The organism is Bacillus nitratireducens (genome assembly GCF_001884135.1).
Lineage (GTDB): Bacteria > Bacillota > Bacilli > Bacillales > Bacillaceae_G > Bacillus_A > Bacillus_A nitratireducens.
The window spans coordinates 1-21,392 of record NZ_MAOC01000038.1; the positions used below are offsets into that span (position 1 = coordinate 1).

At 36.9% G+C, this 21,392-nt stretch carries 16 protein-coding genes, 2 pseudogenes and 1 riboswitch; of the genes and pseudogenes, 9 read left to right on the top strand and 9 right to left on the bottom strand.

Annotation, left to right across the window (positions count from 1 at the left end; genetic code table 11):
- Nucleotides 1–40: 40 nt before the first annotated feature.
- Both thiC and lldP read right to left on the bottom strand, forming a co-directional pair.
- On the bottom strand, nt 41–1,801 hold the full coding sequence (gene thiC / locus BAU23_RS14060) for a phosphomethylpyrimidine synthase ThiC (protein ID WP_071734676.1): 1,761 nt from the start codon (nt 1,799–1,801) through the stop codon (nt 41–43).
- A 112-nt stretch (nt 1,802–1,913) separates the two neighbouring features.
- Nucleotides 1,914–2,029: riboswitch (TPP riboswitch) on the bottom strand.
- Between the two features lie 161 nt (nt 2,030–2,190).
- Nucleotides 2,191–3,852, bottom strand: a complete 1,662-nt coding sequence (lldP, locus tag BAU23_RS14065) for an L-lactate permease (RefSeq protein WP_071734677.1) — start codon at nt 3,850–3,852, stop codon at nt 2,191–2,193.
- A 286-nt stretch (nt 3,853–4,138) separates the two neighbouring features.
- On the opposite strand from lldP, the gene BAU23_RS14070 reads away from it, so the two are divergent.
- Nucleotides 4,139–4,456 carry a magnetosome magnetite crystal formation protein family gene (locus BAU23_RS14070; RefSeq protein ID WP_016130881.1) on the top strand — a complete coding sequence of 106 codons (318 nt, stop codon included), beginning with the start codon at nt 4,139–4,141 and terminating at the stop codon, nt 4,454–4,456.
- A gap of 75 nt (nt 4,457–4,531) precedes the next feature.
- Here the strand turns inward: BAU23_RS14070 and BAU23_RS14075 are convergent, their stop codons facing one another.
- Both BAU23_RS14075 and BAU23_RS14080 read right to left on the bottom strand, forming a co-directional pair.
- The gene (locus BAU23_RS14075) at nt 4,532–5,023 is read right to left on the bottom strand and encodes a metal-binding protein (RefSeq protein ID WP_001139080.1); all 492 of its coding nucleotides are present in this window, start codon (nt 5,021–5,023) and stop codon (nt 4,532–4,534) included.
- Between the two features lie 50 nt (nt 5,024–5,073).
- Nucleotides 5,074–5,439: a YkvA family protein gene (locus BAU23_RS14080; protein ID WP_071734678.1), complete on the bottom strand. Its 366-nt coding sequence runs from the start codon at nt 5,437–5,439 to the stop codon at nt 5,074–5,076.
- Between the two features lie 546 nt (nt 5,440–5,985).
- Here BAU23_RS14080 and BAU23_RS14085 point away from each other — a divergent pair.
- The 6 genes from BAU23_RS14085 (at nt 5,986) to BAU23_RS14110 (ending at nt 15,074) form a co-directional block, all read left to right on the top strand.
- Nucleotides 5,986–7,914: an LTA synthase family protein gene (locus BAU23_RS14085; protein WP_016130883.1), complete on the top strand. Its 1,929-nt coding sequence runs from the start codon at nt 5,986–5,988 to the stop codon at nt 7,912–7,914.
- 464 nt (nt 7,915–8,378) lie between these two features.
- Nucleotides 8,379–9,263 carry a D-amino-acid transaminase gene (locus BAU23_RS14090; RefSeq protein ID WP_071734679.1) on the top strand — a complete coding sequence of 295 codons (885 nt, stop codon included), beginning with the start codon at nt 8,379–8,381 and terminating at the stop codon, nt 9,261–9,263.
- A gap of 210 nt (nt 9,264–9,473) precedes the next feature.
- Nucleotides 9,474–11,183, top strand: coding sequence for a C40 family peptidase (locus BAU23_RS14095; RefSeq protein WP_071734680.1), 1,710 nt, complete (start codon nt 9,474–9,476; stop codon nt 11,181–11,183).
- Between the two features lie 363 nt (nt 11,184–11,546).
- Nucleotides 11,547–12,758 (top strand): NupC/NupG family nucleoside CNT transporter, encoded by a 1,212-nt coding sequence (locus BAU23_RS14100; protein WP_071734681.1) that lies wholly within the window; start codon nt 11,547–11,549, stop codon nt 12,756–12,758.
- Between the two features lie 262 nt (nt 12,759–13,020).
- Nucleotides 13,021–13,776: a diguanylate cyclase gene (locus BAU23_RS14105; RefSeq protein WP_071734682.1), complete on the top strand. Its 756-nt coding sequence runs from the start codon at nt 13,021–13,023 to the stop codon at nt 13,774–13,776.
- Nucleotides 13,773–15,074, top strand: coding sequence for a glycosyltransferase family 2 protein (locus BAU23_RS14110; RefSeq protein WP_071734683.1), 1,302 nt, complete (start codon nt 13,773–13,775; stop codon nt 15,072–15,074). Before BAU23_RS14105 ends, BAU23_RS14110 begins: the two co-directional genes overlap by 4 nt.
- Nucleotides 15,075–15,294: 220 nt before the next feature.
- Here the strand turns inward: BAU23_RS14110 and BAU23_RS30820 are convergent, their stop codons facing one another.
- Together BAU23_RS30820 and opuD are read right to left on the bottom strand one after the other, a co-directional pair.
- Entirely contained in the window at nt 15,295–15,429 is a 135-nt protein-coding gene (locus BAU23_RS30820) for a hypothetical protein (protein ID WP_000833065.1), read from the bottom strand.
- A 248-nt stretch (nt 15,430–15,677) separates the two neighbouring features.
- Nucleotides 15,678–17,195, bottom strand: a complete 1,518-nt coding sequence (opuD, locus tag BAU23_RS14120) for a glycine betaine transporter OpuD (protein WP_001230126.1) — start codon at nt 17,193–17,195, stop codon at nt 15,678–15,680.
- Between the two features lie 677 nt (nt 17,196–17,872).
- Here opuD and BAU23_RS14125 point away from each other — a divergent pair.
- Together BAU23_RS14125 and BAU23_RS14130 are read left to right on the top strand one after the other, a co-directional pair.
- A complete protein-coding gene (locus tag BAU23_RS14125; RefSeq protein WP_071734684.1) occupies nt 17,873–18,748 on the top strand; it encodes a cell wall-binding protein EntA in 876 nt (291 codons plus the stop codon).
- Between the two features lie 85 nt (nt 18,749–18,833).
- A complete protein-coding gene (locus BAU23_RS14130; protein WP_044738119.1) occupies nt 18,834–19,136 on the top strand; it encodes a DUF3910 family protein in 303 nt (100 codons plus the stop codon).
- A 233-nt stretch (nt 19,137–19,369) separates the two neighbouring features.
- Here the strand turns inward: BAU23_RS14130 and BAU23_RS14135 are convergent, their stop codons facing one another.
- From BAU23_RS14135 to BAU23_RS30210, 3 genes and pseudogenes are all read right to left on the bottom strand, one after another.
- Entirely contained in the window at nt 19,370–20,749 is a 1,380-nt protein-coding gene (locus BAU23_RS14135) for a zinc ribbon domain-containing protein (protein ID WP_071734685.1), read from the bottom strand.
- Between the two features lie 12 nt (nt 20,750–20,761).
- Nucleotides 20,762–21,103 (bottom strand): annotated as a pseudogene (locus tag BAU23_RS14140) (zinc ribbon domain-containing protein); the annotation flags it as partial.
- Between the two features lie 2 nt (nt 21,104–21,105).
- Nucleotides 21,106–21,237, bottom strand: a pseudogene (locus tag BAU23_RS30210) (zinc ribbon domain-containing protein); the annotation flags it as partial.
- Nucleotides 21,238–21,392: the final 155 nt, after the last annotated feature.

Below are 21,392 nucleotides of genomic sequence, written 5' to 3' on the forward strand. Positions count from 1 at the left end.
GTACTACAGTGTGATCAATCAAGTAAAGAGGTGTAACGTGTTATTGGTATAAATGACTACCAGTTTCTTTAAATTCTACCGCTTTCTCTTTCATTCCTTTTTCAATTGCTTCTGTCGTTTCTAAATCATTTTCTTTCGCATATTCACGAATATCATGCGAAATTCTCATACTACAAAACTTCGGTCCACACATTGAACAGAAATGAGCTGTTTTCGCCCCTTCTGCTGGCAATGTTTCATCATGATACTCCATTGCGCGTTCAGGATCTAAAGATAAATTAAATTGATCGCGCCAGCGGAATTCGAAACGCGCTTTTGAAAGTGCATCATCACGCTGATGAGCCGTTTTATGCCCTTTCGCAAGATCGGCTGCATGCGCAGCGATTTTGTACGTAATAACTCCCTCGCGAACATCATCTTTATTCGGTAAACCTAAATGTTCTTTCGGCGTTACATAACAAAGCATCGCCGTTCCAAACCAGCCGATCATCGCAGCCCCAATCGCTGAGGTAATATGGTCATAACCTGGTGCAATATCTGTCGTTAACGGCCCAAGTGTATAGAATGGCGCGCCCTGACAAATATCAAGCTCTTTCTCCATGTTCTCTTTAATTAAGTGCATCGGTACATGCCCAGGTCCTTCAATCATAACTTGCACATCATGTTTCCAAGCGATTTTGGTCAATTCACCCAGTGTTTCAAGCTCAGAGAATTGTGCTTCGTCATTTGCATCTGCAATCGAACCTGGACGTAATCCATCTCCAAGAGAGAACGAAACATCGTACTGCTTCATAATTTCACAAATCTCTTCAAAATGAGTATATAAGAAGTTTTCTTTATGATGGAATAAACACCACTGCGCCATAATCGAACCACCACGCGAAACAATACCTGTCGTACGCTTTGCAGTAATTGGAATGTAGCGAAGTAATACACCGGCGTGAATCGTAAAGTAATCAACGCCTTGCTCCGCTTGCTCAATTAACGTATCACGATACACTTCCCACGTTAAATCCTCTGCAATTCCGTTTACTTTTTCAAGCGCTTGATAAATAGGCACAGTGCCAACTGGTACAGGAGCATTACGAATAATCCACTCACGTGTTGTATGAATGTTTTTACCTGTAGATAAATCCATAATCGTATCTGCACCCCAGCGAGTCGCCCACGTCATCTTCTCTACTTCTTCTGCAATAGAAGAAGATACGGCAGAGTTTCCGATATTCGCATTTACCTTCACATGGAAATTACGTCCGATAATCATCGGTTCTGCTTCCGGGTGGTTAATATTCGCTGGTAAAATCGCGCGACCTTCCGCGATTTCCTTACGAACAAATTCAGGCTCTACCCCTTCACGAATCGCAACATATTCCATCTCAGACGTAATAACGCCATTACGTGCATAATGCATTTGCGTAACGTTTGCACCTTGCTTTGCTCTAAGCGGCTGGCGATCCATTTGCGGGAAAACAGGTGTATGTTTCGAAGCCACTTTCACGCCGTCATCCTCTGGTTTCACTTCACGTCCTTCGTATGCTTCTACATCTCTGCGCTCAACAATCCAAGAATGACGCGGCGTTGGAATCCCCTTTTCCAGCTCCACTTTATACGCAGGATCCGTATAAGGACCGCTCGTATCATACACACGGATTGGCTGATTTGGGACACCGTTCGTTTCGCTTTGTGCAATCTCGCGCATCGGTACTTTCATACCTTCGCGTGGTCCATCCACATATACTTTCTTACTTCCTGGTAAACTCGATTTCAATTCAATTTGCTCAGCTGAAACAGATTGTTTCATAACTTTTGTTGCCCCCCTGTACGTGACACGGACGAGATATGGCCAGCGTATGCCAAAATAAAAAGAGCCAGGTCCATAAAAAAACAAGGACCTGGCTCATAAAGACATAATTATGTAAAGCCGTTAACTTCCCTACGCTGGTACGAGCCAGATCAGGTCCAAAGGGTTAAGAAGTTCACGCGCTTCTCTCTCAGCCTACGCATACGTTAGGCACCCCTAGTTTATCACTGATTTAATTTTCAATACTTTCCCATCATACACGATAATCTGAAAAATGCAAATGTTATTTCTTTTGTTGTTTATCCCGCATTAACGGGCAGTAAGACCCCGATTGGTTCAACTAATAATCAGTGGGGATGAACAAAACCCCCACTGATTAAAGTTTCACTTTATGGAATCATCCACGTTAAATAATATGCTTGAACATACGTCATAATACCAACAATAATTACGAAGAACAAACTATGCTTCACTGTAAAGCGGAATAAATCTGATTCTTTTCCAGCAAGGCCAACTGCCGCACAAGCAATTGCAATCGATTGCGGAGAAATCATTTTTCCTGTTACACCGCCCGTTGTATTTGCTGCAACGAGAAGCACTTCAGATACACCGACTTGCTGCGCTGTAATTGCTTGTAAATTCGAGAACAGTGCATTCGCTGACGTATCTGATCCCGTTAAGAATACACCGATCCAGCCTAGGAATGGTGAGAAGAACGGGAATAGTCCACCAGTTCCTGCAAGTGCTAACGCTAATGTAGAAGATAAACCAGAATAATTTGCGATAAATGCGAATCCTAATACGAATCCGATAGATAGAATTGGCATTTTTAGTTCGTTTAACGTTTCTTTAAATGTTACTACTGCATCTTTTGCACTCATTTTCAAAATAAAGATAGAAATGATACAAGCAATTAAAATTGCTGTTCCCGTCGCTGATAAAATATCTAATTTTAAGATTGCTTCATAAGGCGTCGGTTTATTTACAATTGGCTCTGCTTTCATTACTAAATTATGCAAGCCTGGAACTTCAAATTTAAATACGAGACTTTCTAAAGCGCCGTCCGGAGCGAATAACGCTTTAAAGAAACTCTGGCTCCAGATGACTACCATCACAGTCAAAATAATGAACGGAGACCATGCTTTTACTACTTTTCCTACCGTTAGTTTCGGCATAGATGTCGTTGTCGTCGCCGCGGCTACTTCACTATTCGCTTCTTTAGATTGATAAATTTCTTTCGGCTGCCAAACTTTTAAGAATAGAGATAAACTCACTAAACTTACAAGTGCTGACGTAATATCAGGAAGTTCTGGTCCTAAAAATGTCGCTGTAATAAACTGTGTAATTGCAAATGAACTACCCGCTACAAATAGAGCAGGCCATGTTTGTCTTACCCCTTTAAATCCATCCATTAAAAATACGATAAAGAACGGAACAAATAATGATAAGAACGGTAATTGATGTCCAGCCATTTGCCCGATTTTATGCGGATCAATACCAGTTACTTGTCCAGCTACTGTAATCGGAATCCCCATCGCTCCGAATGCTACTGGTGCAGTATTTGCGATTAGACAAAGACCAGCCGCATATAAAGGATTTAAGCCAAGACCTGCAAGAAGCGCTGCCGTAATCGCTACTGGTGCACCAAATCCTGCTGCTCCTTCTAAAAATGCTCCAAATGAAAAACCGATTAAAATAACAAGTAAACGATGGTCATTCGTAATTGATAATACAGATGCACGAATAACATCAAATTGACCTGTTTTCACAGAAATTTTATATAAAAATACTGACATAATAATAATCCATGCAATTGGCCATAATCCGTATAAGAAACCGTATCCCGTCGCTGCCATTGCCATTGTGAATGGCATTTTATATGCAAATAACGCCACCAAAATTGTAAGTACAACTGTAATAAATCCTGCCACATACCCCTTCATGTGGAAAACTGCTAAAGCTAAGAAAAAAAAGATAATCGGAATAAGTGCGACCGCTGCAGAAATCCAAATGTTCCCGAACGGATCATAAACTTGTGTCCATGTGTTCATAGTTCTCTCCCCCTCAATAATCCCCTTTTAAATAAACATAACCCTATCAATAGACTATCAGGTCATCATACCTTTAAGCCTAAAATAAAAAAACGTTTAAGAAAACGTTTTCATTAATTTTATCACAACAATTTTCATTTAAAAAGATTTTTTTGAAAATTTTATTATTTAAAACAGAAATCTTACAAAAGAGTCACATTCTTGTAATGTTAATCGATAGGAAGCTCGCCAAATTTACTGCATACTAAAGGTATAAACAACGGACATTACTTATGAGGTGATATATATGAACGGAAACAAAATATTAGCAGCTTTATCATACTTTAGCGTACTATTCGCGCCTATCTTATTCCCTATTATCGTGTGGATTGTAGGCGATTCTGAAACAAAACCACATGCAAAACGCGCCCTATGGACGCACATTATTCCAAGTATCGCGTCATTTATTGGATTTATTATTCTAGGAATTATGGGCATCGGATCTGATCAGCCAGATGTAACACTTGGAATTGGAGCAATGATTGTTCTATGTATTTGCGGAATCGTTAGCTTATACTACTTCATTTGGAATATCGTAAAAGGTATTAAAGTACTGAAAGCTTAACTATAAAATGCGACAAGCATAACCTACCTATTAATAAGAAAAAACCGTCCCAAAATACCTTTTGGGACGGTTTCTTTATCTTCTGCGTTTCTTCTTTTTTCTCATCATTTTCTTGCGGCGTGTATTCACTTTATCCGCTATAATGTGGAGCGTACTCGCCACTACAATGCCCATTACAAACGTTACAATTTCAACCTCATGTTTCTTCGCAATTTCTATTAAATTCCCATCGAGTGCGATTACATTTAATAGGAATAAAAACGGAGAAAATACGATTAACATGTATGCGATACGAATCACATCACCCAGTATAATTGTATGTGTAAAGAAGGAGCGATGCGGCATGACCTTCTTATATGGATACCAAAATATACGCAGGAATCCCCATTTATTATAGGCATTACTATACGTATCTAAATCCGGCGTTAAAAATGAAGTACCTATTAAAAAGCCAATTGCAAAAGTTAATAAAAAATCAAAGTTTGTTAATCCATACGAAAAGAGCATAAACAAAACAACCGGAAGGGATATTAAGTTTATTTTCGTATGCGTTCTTCCTGATGGCATAATGCACTTCCTCGCTTACGTTCGCCCTGTCACTCTATGACAGTTCTCACCTATTGATCTAATTTCTGATCGATAAATGATGTGTCTATATCCGAATCAAACCATTCTGCCAACTTCACTCGTGCCTTATCTTTCACATCTTCATTAACGTATAACGACGCTTGTAATAATGCAGCCATTAACGCCCCTAAATCATCCGTATAACCAACTCCAGCAATGAAATCTGGAATGGCATCGATCGGTGCAATGAAATAAGCAAGTGCTCCAATTACAATAATTTTCACTCGTTTTGGAACATCAGGTCTTTGCAAAACGTAAAACAACAATAAACTCGCATAAATTACCGATTGCCCTGCCTGCTTCGCAACATGTTTTACTTTTTTCCAAAACGCTTCAACTGAAAATTTTTGTTTCATTCAAAAGCCTCCCTATTTTTCAAAAAAATAAGCTACACTATGTTATCAGTAAAAGTTCATCAAAATTACACATAATCTACCAATGAAATTTAATTGTAACAAACAAAACCAAAAAGAACAAGTGTTCGTTAATTTTCTACATTTTCCTTCATATAATAGTTTTCTAGATACCGATTTTAAAGTTTCTATTCCATATTTCTCAACCAAAAAACTTTCAATTCCACTTAACATTCTTTTCTATTTTTGTTATATTTTCTAGTTGACGGGCATATAAACGAATGTTAAAGTTTTCTCTGGTAGTGACAAATCACATACAAAAAATGTAAAATGTTATAGTGTTTCTCAGAATTGAATTTTGTTGTATAATACAGAAATGACGTTATGCTTATGAGCAGCAAAAGAAACCAAAAAAAGGGTATGCATAGTTAAAGTCGTATATGGGTGAATATAGAAGCTCTAATTATGGCAAAAGAAACTATGTATTTTTTATTTTAACATTTTTCGCTCCAAAATCGACCAAGCCTGATAGAGAAAGGGTGGAAATGAATGAAAGAAACCTTGAAATCACAATTTCAAAATGTGCGTTTCACTTTATTCGTAGCTTTGGCCGTATGGCTAAAAACCTACATCATTACACGCACTAGCTTTGATTTAAAACTTGAATCTTTCATGCAAGAATTCATTTTATTCATTAGTCCATTAGCAGCATCATTACTGTTTGTGGGACTTGCATTATTTGCAAAAGGAAAAAAACGTAACTATATAGCACTAGGAATTAACTTTATCTTAACGTTCATTCTTGTTGGTAACGTAATGTTCTACGGATTCTACAATGACTTCGTTACTTTACCAGTACTAGGACAAACGTCTAATTTCGGAAGTTTAGGTTCTAGTGTGAAAGAATTATTTAACTACAAAATCATCCTTGCATTTGCGGATATTATTGTATTCTTCATTTTATTGAAGAAGAAGAAAAATTTTGCACCGACAGAGCGTGTAGCACGTCCGATGCGTTCCCTATACTTCGTGTCAACAATTGCTATTTTCTTCGTAAACCTAGGATTTGCAGAAGCTGAGCGTCCAGAACTATTAACACGTTCATTCGACCGCGTTATGCTTGTTAAAAACTTAGGATTATATGTACACCAAGCATACGATCTTGGCTTACAAGCAAAATCAAGTTCGCAAAAAGCATTTGCCGACGGTAGTAAGTTACAAGAAACAGAAAACTATGTAAAAACAACACAAAGTAAACCAGATCCAAATATGTTCGGTACTGCAAAAGGGAAAAACGTAATCGTTGTCTCTCTTGAGTCATTACAAACATTCTTAATTGGTGCAACAGTTAACGGACAAGAAGTTACACCATTCTTAAACCAATTTACGAAAGAAAGTTATTACTTTGATAACTTCTTCCATCAAACTGGGCAAGGAAAAACATCTGATGCTGAATTCTTAGTAGATACTTCAATGTATCCACTAGACCGTGGTGCTGTATTCTTCACACACGGTAACAACGAATACACAGCGACTCCAGAAATTTTACGCCAGCAGGGGTACCACACATCGGTATTCCACGCAAACAACGCAACATTCTGGAACCGTAATATTATGTATCCGGCACTTGGTTATGATCGTTACTACAACGAACTTGACTACAAAATTACGCCAGAAACAAAACTAAACTGGGGACTAAAAGATATCGAATACTTTGATCAGTCTGTCGATATGTTAAAAGAAGTGAAGCAACCGTTCTATACTCGCTTCCTTACTTTAACAAACCATTACCCATTCACTTATGATGACAGTACGAAATTAATCGATGAATACAATTCTGGTGATGGCGTATTTGACCGTTACATGGTAACTGCTCGCTATTTAGACGAAGCAATGAAACACTTTATTGAGCGTCTAAAAGCTGAAGGTATCTACGACAACTCTGTGATCGTATTCTACGGTGATCACTATGGTATTTCTGAAAACCATAACCGTGCAATGGCACAGTTCTTAGGAAAAGAAGAAATCACTACATTTGACCATATGAACTTACAAAAAACACCGATGTTTATTCACGTTCCAGGTCAAAAAGAAGGTAAAACAATTTCAAAACCAACTGGTGAAATTGACATTAAACCAACGATTCTAAACTTACTTGGTGTAGATTCTACGAATCAAATTCAATTCGGTCATGATGTATTCTCACCTGATAATAAAGGATTCGTTGTTCTTCGTGACGGTAGCTTCGTTACAGATAAGTACATGTACACGAACAGTACATTCTACGACCGTAACACTGGCGAAGTTGTACAATTACCGAAAGAAGAATCTCAACCACTTATTGATCGTGCCCAAAATGAATTGAACATGTCTGACAAAATCATTGAAGGTGACTTACTTCGCTTCTCTGAAAGTAACAAGATCAAAACTGGTGAAGTAAAGACAGCTATTAAAGAAGAAAAGAAGAGCGCTGAGTAATCTCAGCCTCTTTTTTTATTTTCTACTATCCTTCCTCTCCTATTCATTAACTTTAAAATTACATAACCTTCACCGAATATTTACACTACATTAATGAAGTATCTTTATAATAAAATATGCAAACGAGGTTTCACATATTTCTTATCTCTCATCTGTGATAAGATCCCTTAGAGAAATATGTGCACCATTTGTTTTCAACTTTCTTATAATTGTCTTACTAAAACTTTTAATAAGACGATGTCCCTACGAAAGATAGCTACCCTCCTTGTGCAGCATTCAATACGAATGTTGCTTTTTTTATTTCAAAAAGCAGGATTCTTATTTCTCATTTTCGAATTTGTATATACAAAATGCTATAAATCACCACTACTTCTCTATAATTTTCAAATACATATACGTCATATGAAGAGAATTGCTCACATAAAAATAACTAGAGTGCTTTTTATTCATGTACTAACGAAAGGATGGGACGAAAATTGGCATACGAAAAATTTGTACTATGGAATGATGCAGTTATTGATACAACGAAACATAGCGCGTACATAGAACTTGAAGAAAGAGGCTTGCAGTTTGGAGATGGTGTCTATGAGGTTATTCGCCTATATAAAGGGAACTTTCACTTATTAGATCCGCATATCACAAGGTTATATCGCTCCATGGAAGAAATAGAATTATCACTTCCTTTCTCAAAAGCAGAGCTTATTATCCTACTTTACAAACTAATTGAAAGTAATAATTTCCACGAAGATGGTACTATTTATTTGCAAGTATCTCGTGGTGTACAAGCTCGTACCCATGTATTCTCATATGACGTCCCTCCGACAATCTATGCCTATATTACAAAGAAGGAAAGACCAGCTTTATGGATTGAATATGGTGTACGTGCTATATCAGAACCAGATACGCGCTGGCTACGCTGTGATATCAAATCTTTAAATTTATTACCCAATGTATTAGCTGCTACAAAAGCTGAACGCAAAGGTTGTAAAGAAGCTCTTTTCGTACGAAACGGTACTGTAACTGAGGGGAGCTGTTCTAATTTCTTTCTCATAAAAAATGGAACTCTTTACACACATCCAGCCAATCACCTTATTTTAAATGGCATTATTCGTCAATATGTCCTTTCCTTAGCGAAAACCCTTCGTATTCCTGTACAAGAAGAACTGTTCAGCATTCGCGATGTTTATCAAGCAGATGAATGCTTCTTTACGGGAACGACTATTGAAATTTTACCGATGACCCACCTTGATGGAACTGCAATTCAAGATGGTCAAGTTGGCCCTATCACAAAAATGCTACAAAAATCTTTTTCTCAAAGCTTGTTACAATCCAACATGTCATCTTCTTAAACACGAATAATTTCTATTCTCTCTACATCCAACATATGTATTTAAATAAAAATCAAGGTGTAGATTTATACCTTGATTTTTTCTTGTAATCTTTTTGTCATATTCAGATTACCGCATAAGTCTTGACAGTAATCGACATGCTCTTTAGAATTTTTAACAGTTGGTAAATATTTCTTCACTACATTACAGACAGAAAGGAATCGACAAATTATGAAAAAATACCTTGCCGGTCTTGCGGCAGTGTCTGTAGCAGGAGGAGCAGCACCTACAATTGATAGTGTTCAAGCTGCCCCGGAACAAAATACACAAAAAGCTGCTACACAAACTGTCCAAGCTTCCGCATCAAACAGTTCATCTTATACGGTGAATGCTAGCGTACTACATGTTCGTGCAGGATCAAGTACCTCTCACGACGTCATCTCTCGCGTTTATAATGGTCAAACTTTAAACGTAATTGGAGAAGAAAATGGTTGGTTCAAAATTAACCATAATGGACAAACAGGCTACGTTAGCGGCGAATTTGTATCAAAAAATGGTGCAAAACCAAATAACAATGTAAGTACAGGTGGAAACAATAAAGTTACTGCTGATGTATTACGTGTACGTACCGCTCCTAACACTTCTAGTTCTGTTTCAGGACGTGTATATGAAGGACAAACATTAAACGTAATTGGTCAAGAAAATGGTTGGGTGAAAATCAACCATAATGGAAAAGTTGGCTATGTAAGTGGCGAATTCGTATCTGGTGTTTCTTCTAATGCAGGTTCTTCAAACAACAATACGAATAATACTGTAAAGCCAGCAAGTGGAAACTATACAGTAAACGTATCTTCCCTTCGCGTTCGTACAGGTCCTAGCACTTCTCATACAACTATAGGTTCTGTGAAAAAAGGACAAGTCGTACAAGTTGTAGGCGAAGTTCAAGATTGGTTCAAAATCAATTATGCAGGACAAACAGCTTACTTAAGCAAAGACTACGTAACAAAAGGCGGTTCTAACGAAAACACCACGCAAGGTAACAACCAGGAACAAAACAATAATGTAACTGTTCAAACTGGTGGCACTTACGTCGTTAACGCAACATCACTACGTGTTCGTACGGGCCCTGCTACTTACCATAGCGTAATTGGTGGCGTATTAAATGGTACGAAATTAAACGTAGTTGGATCTGAAGGTAGCTGGTTTAAAGTTAATTATCAGGGAAAAACAGGCTACGTTAGCAGCGAATTCGTAAAATTCGTTAAAGGTGGCACTACTACTCCTGAACAACCTGAGCAACCTAACCAAGGTGCAATTGGCGACTACTACATTAATGCTTCTGCACTAAACGTACGTAGCGGCGAAGGTACAAATTATAGAATCATAGGCGCACTTCCACAAGGACAGAAGGTTCAAGTAATCTCTGAAAACTCTGGATGGAGCAAAATTAACTACAATGGTCAAACTGGTTACATCGGAACACGTTTCCTATCTAAAACACCAGTTGGGGGCGCAGTAGATAATAAGCCTAATGAAAATCAAAACAACAACAACAATAACAATACAAGCAATAATAGCGGTGACAGTTCTTCTATACTTGCATACGCGAAATCTATGCAAGGCGTGCCATACGTTTGGGGCGGTTCTTCTGCTAATGGTGTCGACTGCAGTGGTTACATCTACCACGTATTTAAGAAATTTGGCCATAACATTAGCCGCCAAAGTGTTGCAGGATATTGGAGTAGCTTACCAAAAACTTCAAGTCCACAGCCAGGCGACTTAATTTATTTCCAAAATACTTATAAAGCAGGTCCTTCTCACATGGGTATCTACCTTGGCGGCGGATCGTTTATCCAATCTGGAGATAAAGGTGTAGCAATCGTTTCATTAAACAACTCTTATTGGAAAAGCCATTTCTTAGGGTATACAAAAGCACCTTAAGTGATAGTTTCAGAGCCTTCTAGTTTACTAGAAGGCTCTTTTTTAAAGGGCTCAATATAGTAATCCCCTTTCATTCTCTCTACGCAAAAATTATGCGTTCATTTCCCTATTTCATACACTATATTCTATAAAAATTGTCCAAAACGTTATCACAATGTATATATTTCCACAAAAAACATAACCTATTTCATGTCAATTCATTTTATATGTGTTTTTTCAAAGAATTTTCTTTTTATTTAAACTTTTCGTTAGACGTTTGACCTCCGATGTCCATTATGATAAGTTACTTAAGATGTTATATTCGCAAAAGTATAGACAACTGGTTTATACACTTTTTTACTATGAGGAAGGAGCATACACTGCATGAATGTTTTATGGGGAATTGGCGGCGTGATTGGGGTATTAGCAATCGCTTTCTTATTATCTTCCAACCGCAAAGCTATTAATTGGCGCACAATTTTAATCGCGCTAGCATTACAAATGTCATTTTCATTTATCGTATTACGATGGGATGCTGGAAAAGCAGTTTTAAAACACGCTGCTGACGGTGTTCAAGGATTAATTAATTTTTCTTACGAGGGAATTAGGTTCGTTGCTGGGGATTTAGTCAACGCAAAAGGACCTTGGGGATTTATCTTCGTTATTCAAGCACTACTTCCAATTGTATTTATTAGTTCATTAGTTGCAATCTTATATCATTTCGGTATTATGCAGAAATTTGTTAGTATTGTTGGTGGCGCATTAAGTAAACTTCTTGGAACTTCGAAAGCAGAAAGTTTAAACTCAGTAACAACTGTATTTTTAGGACAAACTGAGGCACCAATTTTAATTAAACCATACTTAGCACGTTTAACTAACAGTGAATTCTTCACTATTATGGTAAGTGGTATGACAGCTGTTGCCGGATCAGTTCTTGTCGGCTATGCAGCAATGGGAATTCCGTTAGAACACTTATTAGCAGCAGCAATTATGGCAGCTCCATCAAGTTTATTAATTGCAAAACTAATTATGCCAGAAACAGAAAAAGTAGATAATAACGTTGAACTTTCTACAGAACGTGAAGATGCAAACGTTATCGATGCAGCTGCACGTGGTGCATCTGAAGGTATGCAACTTGTTATTAACGTAGCAGCAATGTTAATGGCTTTCATCGCATTAATCGCTTTATTAAATGGCTTATTAGGATGGGTCGGTTCTTGGTTCGATATTAAACTTAGCCTTGATTTAATCTTCGGTTACTTACTATCACCATTTGCAATCTTAATCGGGGTTTCACCGGGTGAAGCTATACAAGCAGCAAGCTTTATCGGTCAAAAACTTGCAATCAACGAATTCGTTGCATACGCAAACTTAGGTCCTCACATGGCAGAGTTCTCTACAAAAACAAATCTGATTTTAACATTCGCAATCTGTGGTTTTGCAAACTTCTCTTCTATCGCAATTCAATTAGGTGTAACAGGAACATTAGCTCCTACTCGCCGTAAACAAATTGCACAATTAGGGATTAAAGCAGTTATCGCTGGTACACTAGCGAACTTCTTAAACGCAGCAGTTGCAGGTATGATGTTCCTATAATTTAATATAAAGTCTCCTCTTTAAAAGAGGAGACTTTTTTGTATACTATAAATATAATTTTCGTATATACTAAACACCACATGTCTAGATATCTAGATGATATATTACAATAATTCGTATGTCTGTTTATTTTTTCTTGCAAAAAAAGGGATACTATTTGATGTCGTAGGCTAAAAAAGAATTCCAGCTACACGGTCCATTTAATAATAATTGTGCATACTACAAATATCCTGCATGAATTATCTTTAAGGAGGAACGTTTCGTGAAAGATAAATCCTATAAAGTCCTTTCTATGTGGATTTTACAAATTTTATTTTATTTTACTACTGTACATGTGACGAAATATGAGCACGCGCTCATATTTACAATTATATATGTCATCATAAATGTACTATTCCTATTTTTAGCTGATAAAACAGCATTTATTTTCTTTATACTGGGAACCATTATTTCAGTATTCTATTTATTTTATGAAGCGTGGCTTCACTTATGGAGTACATCAGATCAATGGGAATATATCATTACCCACTTCCTGATGGTAGCTAACTTCTTCCTTGTTTATATTTCAACCCACTTATTAAAAAAGGTTATCCTTAAAAATAGAGAGCTAACTGAACGAGTGCGGGTGCTTGAGCAATACATTGGAGAATCCAAATTATTAACAAGACAAGAATTCGAAAGACGACAAGCATTATTAAAGACTGCGATGAATCGTCGCAATGAAACAGGCATTATTATTTTCTTTGATTTCACTTCCTTTAGTAAATATACGAAGGAAAGTGTCATGGATTGTGTAGCTTCATTATTAGTTGATACAGTAAGAGCTAACTTTGACCTTGCTGCTGAATACGATAGCAATACACTGGTCATTCTACTGCAAAACACAAATGATGCAGGCGCTAATCTTGTAATGAACCGCCTACAACCAAAAATGGAGCAATGGCTTGCTGCTGAAGCAATTCAAGACATTAAAATAAAACGAGAACAAATCAACACAAAAGGACAGACATTATTATGATGACACTCGTTATACTCCTTTTATTCCTTCTGTTCTGCGTACTCGTATTTTGGATTAGCATCACATTTTCAATCAAATATGTACTTATTTTTACTGCCTTTCTATTCTCAGGCCTACTCGTTTACTACTCTCTCTTAACACTCGCGGGCTTAATTCATCGAAATAGTAAACGAAAAGATCGTACGCTAGAACATTATCCAAGTGTAGATATTTTAATACCTGCCCATAATGAGGGTGTCGTTATTAAAGATACATTAGAAGCGATGGCAAAGATTGAATACCCGGGCAAATTAAACGTTTATTTATTAAACGATAACTCTCAAGATGAAACACCTGAAATTGGCGATGATTTCGACAAAGCTTATGCTCATATTCATCACATTCGTGTACCACCTGGCGAACCGAAAGGAAAATCGCGTGTATTAAACTACGGTCTTAGCATTTCAGATGGTGAATACTTCTGTGTTTACGATGCAGATAATCAACCTGAACCACATGCACTGCGAATGCTCGTAGAACATGCTGAAACCATCCAGGATGCCGTTGGAGCAGTTGGACACGTTCGTACAGTAAATGAAAAGAGAAATTGGCTTACACGAATGATTTCATTAGAATTTCAGATTTTCCAGCTCCTTATGCAATCTGGACGCTGGCTATTATTCCAAACAGGCTCACTGACCGGAACAAACATGCTTCTTCGTCGTTCCGCATTAGAAGAACTTGGCGGCTATGATCCTTATGCAATTGCAGAGGATGCCGAATTAACATTGAGAATTACCCAAAAAGGCTATCTCTTACCAATCGTCCCGGAATCGATTACATGGGAACAAGAACCTGAACATTTAAAAATTCTTATTAAACAGCGTACACGTTGGCTTCAAGGAAACTTATATATTTTAGAAAAAATGTTTTCTTCGCTAAGCTTCTTTAAAGGAAAACTACTCGTCCATTCCTTACAGCAAGTTTTAGTATATGTCGTATTTTGGCTATTCTTAATTATTTCAAACGTTTGGTTTGTAATTGGACTGCTCGGGATATTCCAAATTCAATACAGCATTCCATTACTATTTATGTGGTATGTCGCATATATTACATATGTTTCTCAATTATTTAGTGCCCAGAGCGTCGAACGAACCTTTACACCAATCAACATTTTCATAAGCGTCATTATGTACTTTACGTACGCACAGCTCTTTACGTATTTGTTTATTCGCAGTCTCATTCTTTACTTACGTGCAAAGAGCAAGAAACAAGTAATTGGCTGGGATAAAACAGTACGATTTAAAAAGGAAAAATAAAGTGAAACTTTAATCAGTGGGGGTTATTCATTTCCTACTGATTATTAGCCCTCATCAATCGGGCTTTTACGGAATAAAAAATAAGCACAGAGCGCCGTAAGCTCTGTGCTTATTTTTTACCGTAATACTATATATCAGACAATACCCCTTAGCTGAAAGTAATTTCACGTCCATCCCCCAACGAACGATCGACCTTCATTTATATACGAAAAAGTGATTGCTATTTTTGTAGAACCAGTTGCTTTTCTTGCTGCTCTTTGCGCGTTTCAGTCTTAGGTTCCGTGCTTTCTTGGACATTGCGATGTGCCACACGTTTCAAACAAATATGCTTCCACTTTCTTTCGTAACGTTTCATTATTCTAGATGTCCCCCTTGAATGCGATTTAAAACTATTTGAAATCGCTTACAGGAAATAATATAGCACATATACATAAAAGTGACAACACATTTCCGACATATTTTTGTCAAAAATATGAACATAATTTGCATAATATCGAATATTGTCGAAACATATCGATTTTCCTTTTCGAACTGCTGATATCACCCTTTTCCTAATAGGTGCATTAAAAAGGAGCTAATATAAAATCAGCCCCTTTCCTTCTATTATTTATGTTGCTTCATACGCCCTTCTTTTTGCAACTCTTTAAATAGTGCTGCAATCATAAAGAAAATAACAAATACAAATGGGAATGCCGCAATAATCGACGCAGTTTGCAGCGCCTCTAATCCACCAACATACAATAAGATCGAAGCTAATGCCGCTAGAACAATGCCCCAAACCATTTTAATGCGATTTGGTGGGTTTAAACTACCATGTGTCGTTAACATCGCTAGAACGAACGTAGCAGAGTCTGCTGATGTAATAAAGAATGTTGAAATAAGTAGAATAGCTAACACACATAAAGCCGGTCCCATACTACCCATTTGGTCTAACATAGCAAACAATCCTACTTCTGTGCCCATCTCTTTAATTTGTCCATATATATTCGCACCATCAAATAGCTCCATATGAATACCCGTTCCTCCGAAAACTGAGAACCAGAGTGCACCGATTACTGTTGGTACAAGTAACACACCAACTACAAACTCACGAATTGTACGTCCGCGTGACACACGAGCAATAAACGTACCTACGAATGGTGACCATGCAATCCACCATGCCCAGTAGAAAATTGTCCATGACTGAATCCATTGATTTCCGCCTTCATTTAATGGACTTAAACGGAAACTCATACTTGGCAATTCTTGAATGTATGAACCAATTGTTGAAGTAAAGTAATTCATAATAAAGTTTGTTGGACCTGCAAATAATACAATTATCATAAGTGCAAACGCTAAAATAATATTCGCATTACTTAAATATTTAATTCCTTTATCGAGCCCTGTTTGTGCAGATAACATATAAAGAACAGTTACGATTCCTATGATTACTAGCTGTGTCGGTAATGAGTTCGGAATGGATGTTAAATAACTAACACCACCTGCAATTTGCTTCGCCCCAAGTCCTAATGATGTTGCCACACCAAATACTGTCGCAAATACAGCTAGAACATCAAACGTATGTGCAATACGGCCATGTTCACCGCCTTTAAATAGTGGACCCACTGTCGCACTAATTGTACTCGCTCTTCCTTTTCTAAATGTAAAATACGCAATACATAATGCTACAAGTGCATATAATCCCCACGGATGTAATCCCCAATGGAAAAATGAGAAACGAAGTGCAAGACGTGCACTCTCTTCAGTCGCACCCTCTCCAAACGGAGGTGTGTATAAATGATTCAACGGTTCTGCAACGCCCCAGAAAACCAAACCGATTCCCATGCCGGCACTAAATAACATAGCAAACCATGTCATATAACTATAATCAGGTTCATCATCATCTTTACCTAAACGAATCGAACCGTACTTAGAAACAATTAAGAAAATAGCAATTCCTAAGAAAATAGAAACGGAAATAATATAGAACCATCCAAACTTACTAACTAACGCAGCTTGAATTGCAGTCGTTACATTTCCTAAGCTACCTTTTCCAATAATAGATTCGGGAATAATCCCCCAAAGTGTAAATGCAATACATAATGTTAATGAGACAATAAATGTTTTCGTCAGTTTCCTCATCAAATCCCCCTTCGTATGTTTCATTTCTTGTAAATAACATAAATTCCGATATGTTAAATCGGATAGAAAACCATAGTTTTTTGTGATGATTTTCTTTCGGCTCTCTTAGTTTTGCCTTCACCAATTAGAGTTCTTATGGACAGCCTTACCTTCCGTACAACCTTTTCACTCTGCAAGAGCTACGAGATTGGAATCCTACTGTCAAATTGTGTGAGAAAAATGCGGATGGGAAGAGATTTTCCCAAAAAAGGATGTGTTACAGTTTTTAAAAAAGGGCAGATTTATTCTTTACAACCCTTTCTTCTTGTAACAATTATGCGGTTTTTTGCTAGTATATAGCGCGTGTTTATAACTTCACAAACGAGATGTTTATGTTTATATAACTATATTACCCATAAAACGGTAAAATACTCAAGGAATGTAACTGTATAGTAATCATTTTGCAACAACCCTGTAACATTTTTATTTACGCCGAAAAAATATGTTGTATTAAATATTTTGAATATAACTAGAAACCTACTAATTATATAGAATGAAAAACGCTTTCCTCTCATTCTAGCTATATTACAAAGTGTTAACGACTTATTACGAATGGTTTGTAATTGTGTGTTTTCCCCAAATCCGAAAAAATCTGTTGCTATAATGAGGACACGAAAACAAACGCAATGGAGGCTATCATGAAAAAATTAATTGGTATAGCAACAGCAGCAGTTTTTGGTCTTGGGATTTTCACCGCATCTGCTAATGCAGAAACTGTTGTAAAAACAGACGTACTAAACGTACGAGAAAACCCTACTACTGAATCAAAAGTTGTCGGTAAATTACAGAATGGTCATAAATTAGATGTTCTAAATACAGAAAACGGATGGTCACAAATCAAATTAGATGGTAAAGACGCATTCGTAAGTACAGAGTTTACAAAGAACTCTTACTATGTAACAGCTAACGTATTAAATGTACGTGCTGAAGCGAACACAAACTCAGAAATTCTTGGAACGCTTAAGAAAGACGATATGATCGAAACAACGAACCAAGTACAAAATGAGTGGTTACAATTTGAATATAACGGGAAAACGGCTTACGTTCATGTTCCTTTCTTAACAGGTACAGCACCTGTTATTGAGAAACAAGAAACACCTGCTCCTGCTAAAGCTCAAGCACCAGCTAAGGCTCAAGCACCTGCGCCAGTAAAAACAGCTGTTAAGCCTGCTGTGAAAGCTGCTGAAACTCACGAACCTTCTAATGGTCGTGAGTTAACAGTTGTAGCGACAGCATATACAGCTCATCCGAGCGAAAACGGTGGCACATATGGCGGCCGTGTATTAACTGCAATGGGTCATGACCTAACAGCGAACCCAAACATGAAAATGATCGCTGTTGACCCGAAAGTAATCCCATTAGGATCTAAAGTATGGGTTGAAGGTTATGGAGAAGCTATCGCTGGAGATACTGGCGGTGCAATTAAAGGTAACCGTATCGACATTCTACTTGGATCAGATAGCGCTGCTCAAAAATGGGGACGCAAAACTGTTAAAGTGAAAATTTTAAAATAACCAATGACTGCTAAATTACAGCCGGTTCTCTTTGTTGAGAGCTGGCTTTTATTTTTTATATAATACATATAAGGAGGTGACGTCCATGAATTTACAAGCTAAGGTAGACTGGGTCGGTACACCAAAACCGTACATATATAAAGATGATATAACCTATGATGCTATCGCAATTGACTTCTCACTCGCAAATGATGACAATCGCTATAAATTAATTGTGCTCAAGTCTGAAGAAAATACACATTACAAAATCGTACAATATGGAATAAAGCCAGGCTCTCAAAAGCCATTTCCTATTGATATTCCATTCGAGCAAGGAATGCTACCGCTTATAGAACAAATATTACAGGATCCATATGTACAAGCGATATTAAAGCAAACACGATCCTAATTGCAAAAAAGGGTATCAACTGGTAGAATTTTCCGACTAAGTGATATCCTTTTTATTTTTCCTTAGTAAACACGAGTAGAGAAAATTATATCAATGATTTTTTCGAATATATCTATCATAACTTACAATATATCAACGGTTCGACATGAAATATCGATTTACCGACAAAGATTGAAAATAGCGGCGCTACATAAAAAATAGACTGTTCAAAATTGAACAGTCGCTCTCTTATATTAACGAGTCGGACCAGATACTTCCTCTGACTTCAGCGTATTATTCGCTCCAAGAGACTGGTACAATATCTTTCCATTTCCATTAACAGTAACGATATGGTCATTATTAAAGCTTTTGAATTTTACAGAGCCATCACCATAACGAATATGATATTCTTCATATGTCGTTACTTTATATTTCGTTTCACTTTGACGCTCTACATTACGAATTTCCATTGTTAATAAATCTTCTGTAATTCCTTTTTTGTGTAGATATTGCAAGTAATCACGGTCTTCCTTATACGATTTCCCGCTCTTATCATAATCATTTTCAATTAAGCTAAAATCATTTAATGCAATTGCACGCACGTTATTATAAATATGATTTTGTACAAAGTCACCAACCGCTGAGCTTGAAGCTTCTTTCGGGAACCTTAAATAATATGTGCTTTGGTCTCCAACTTTGATCCTTTCAGATTTAATGACACCAAAATCAGTGTTTTTCTCTAAATGTACTTCTACCGTTTCATCTGTCGGTACAGGACCAAGTTTATAGCTACCGTAACTTAATTTTCCACGTTTCTTACCATTAACAAAAACAGTTGCGTCGCTTTCATCGGAAGAAATGGTTACATAATTTCCTTCAAGTGACAAATTCACTTCTACTGTCCCATTCTTTTCGTCTGCTAGATCTACTTCTTTTTCTGTCTCCAATTCAGTAAGTTCTGTCTTCACCTTCGCCTTTACAACATAAGTACCTGGGAAGTATGGACCCAATTCTTTTGAGGTTTTATCACTAGAAAGCTCTGTTTCTTTTTTATCATTTACATATATTTCAGCATTCTTTGCAGTTGTGCTAACACTCATGTAATAAGATTTCATGCTGAACTTATACTTCGGATATAAGAACCACTCTTTCTCGTCTTCTATAATTTGCCCATCTTTAAAAGATGCATTATCACTTGCTAACTTTTGATTTACTGTTTCTTTTTGTAAATAAGACAGTAATGCTTTATTGTACGAAGGATTATCTTTTAAATAACGTATGTAAGCTTTAATATCTTCTGTCTTCACTTTTAAGCTTGGATCGTCTACTTTCAAAAACTCATCGATTGCATTCACATCTTTCTTTTGGAATGCTTCGATCATTGCATTTACTTGCTTTTCCTTCGAAAACTTGCTTGCACCGAATTTATATGCGCCAAACAAAATAGCAACAACGATGACAAAACCTATAAGTAAAAACATGTTTTTCTTACTTTTCACTCGCTTTGTTTCTCTCCGCATTTCTGAATGAGAAGAAGCTGTTTGATCAGCAATTTCTTCTATTTTACTTCCACACTCAGGACAAAAGTTCAAATGGTCTGCAACCTGATTTTTACAAGTTCCACAAAACTTCAATATGCTCTCCCCCTATTTCTTAGCTAATTTCATTCCAGCGAACGCCGCTACATATGTCACAATGAAACTAAACAAAGTTAAATATATAAATGAATTTTGCATAGATAGCACCGTGCCACTTGCCTCGAATAAATTCATTACATTTCCAGATACATCAATTCGGAACTTAGAAATTATGTTCATTACAATCATCATAATTGCGTAAGAGCCACTGCATACCGCTAGTGTAATATACATATTAGTAGTCGGTAATTCTGCTAACTTTCTACCTGCGCTAAACATAAGGAATAACGGAATCACAAGTAATAATAAACCATAATGGAATCCATCATTTACTTCATCAACCTCTGCGATATCTGCATTTGCACTTGCATTCCCGTTTTCAATTGAGCAATTTCTTGTGCAATTTGCAACTTCTGCTTTCCTTGTTCTATTCCCTCTTGTAACTTATTCATTCCACTACCTAATTTCGTCTGTAAATCTGACAAGCTAACTCTCTCCCTATAAATATATAGTAATATGCAAAATTAACTTCATATATATTACCATGATTTTCTAATTGTGTAATTAGAATTTCATTTTTTCTGTTTTGAGTATTTTTTGTTTATAATGGTAAAGGAAAGAAATCTGTGTACGGAGGAAT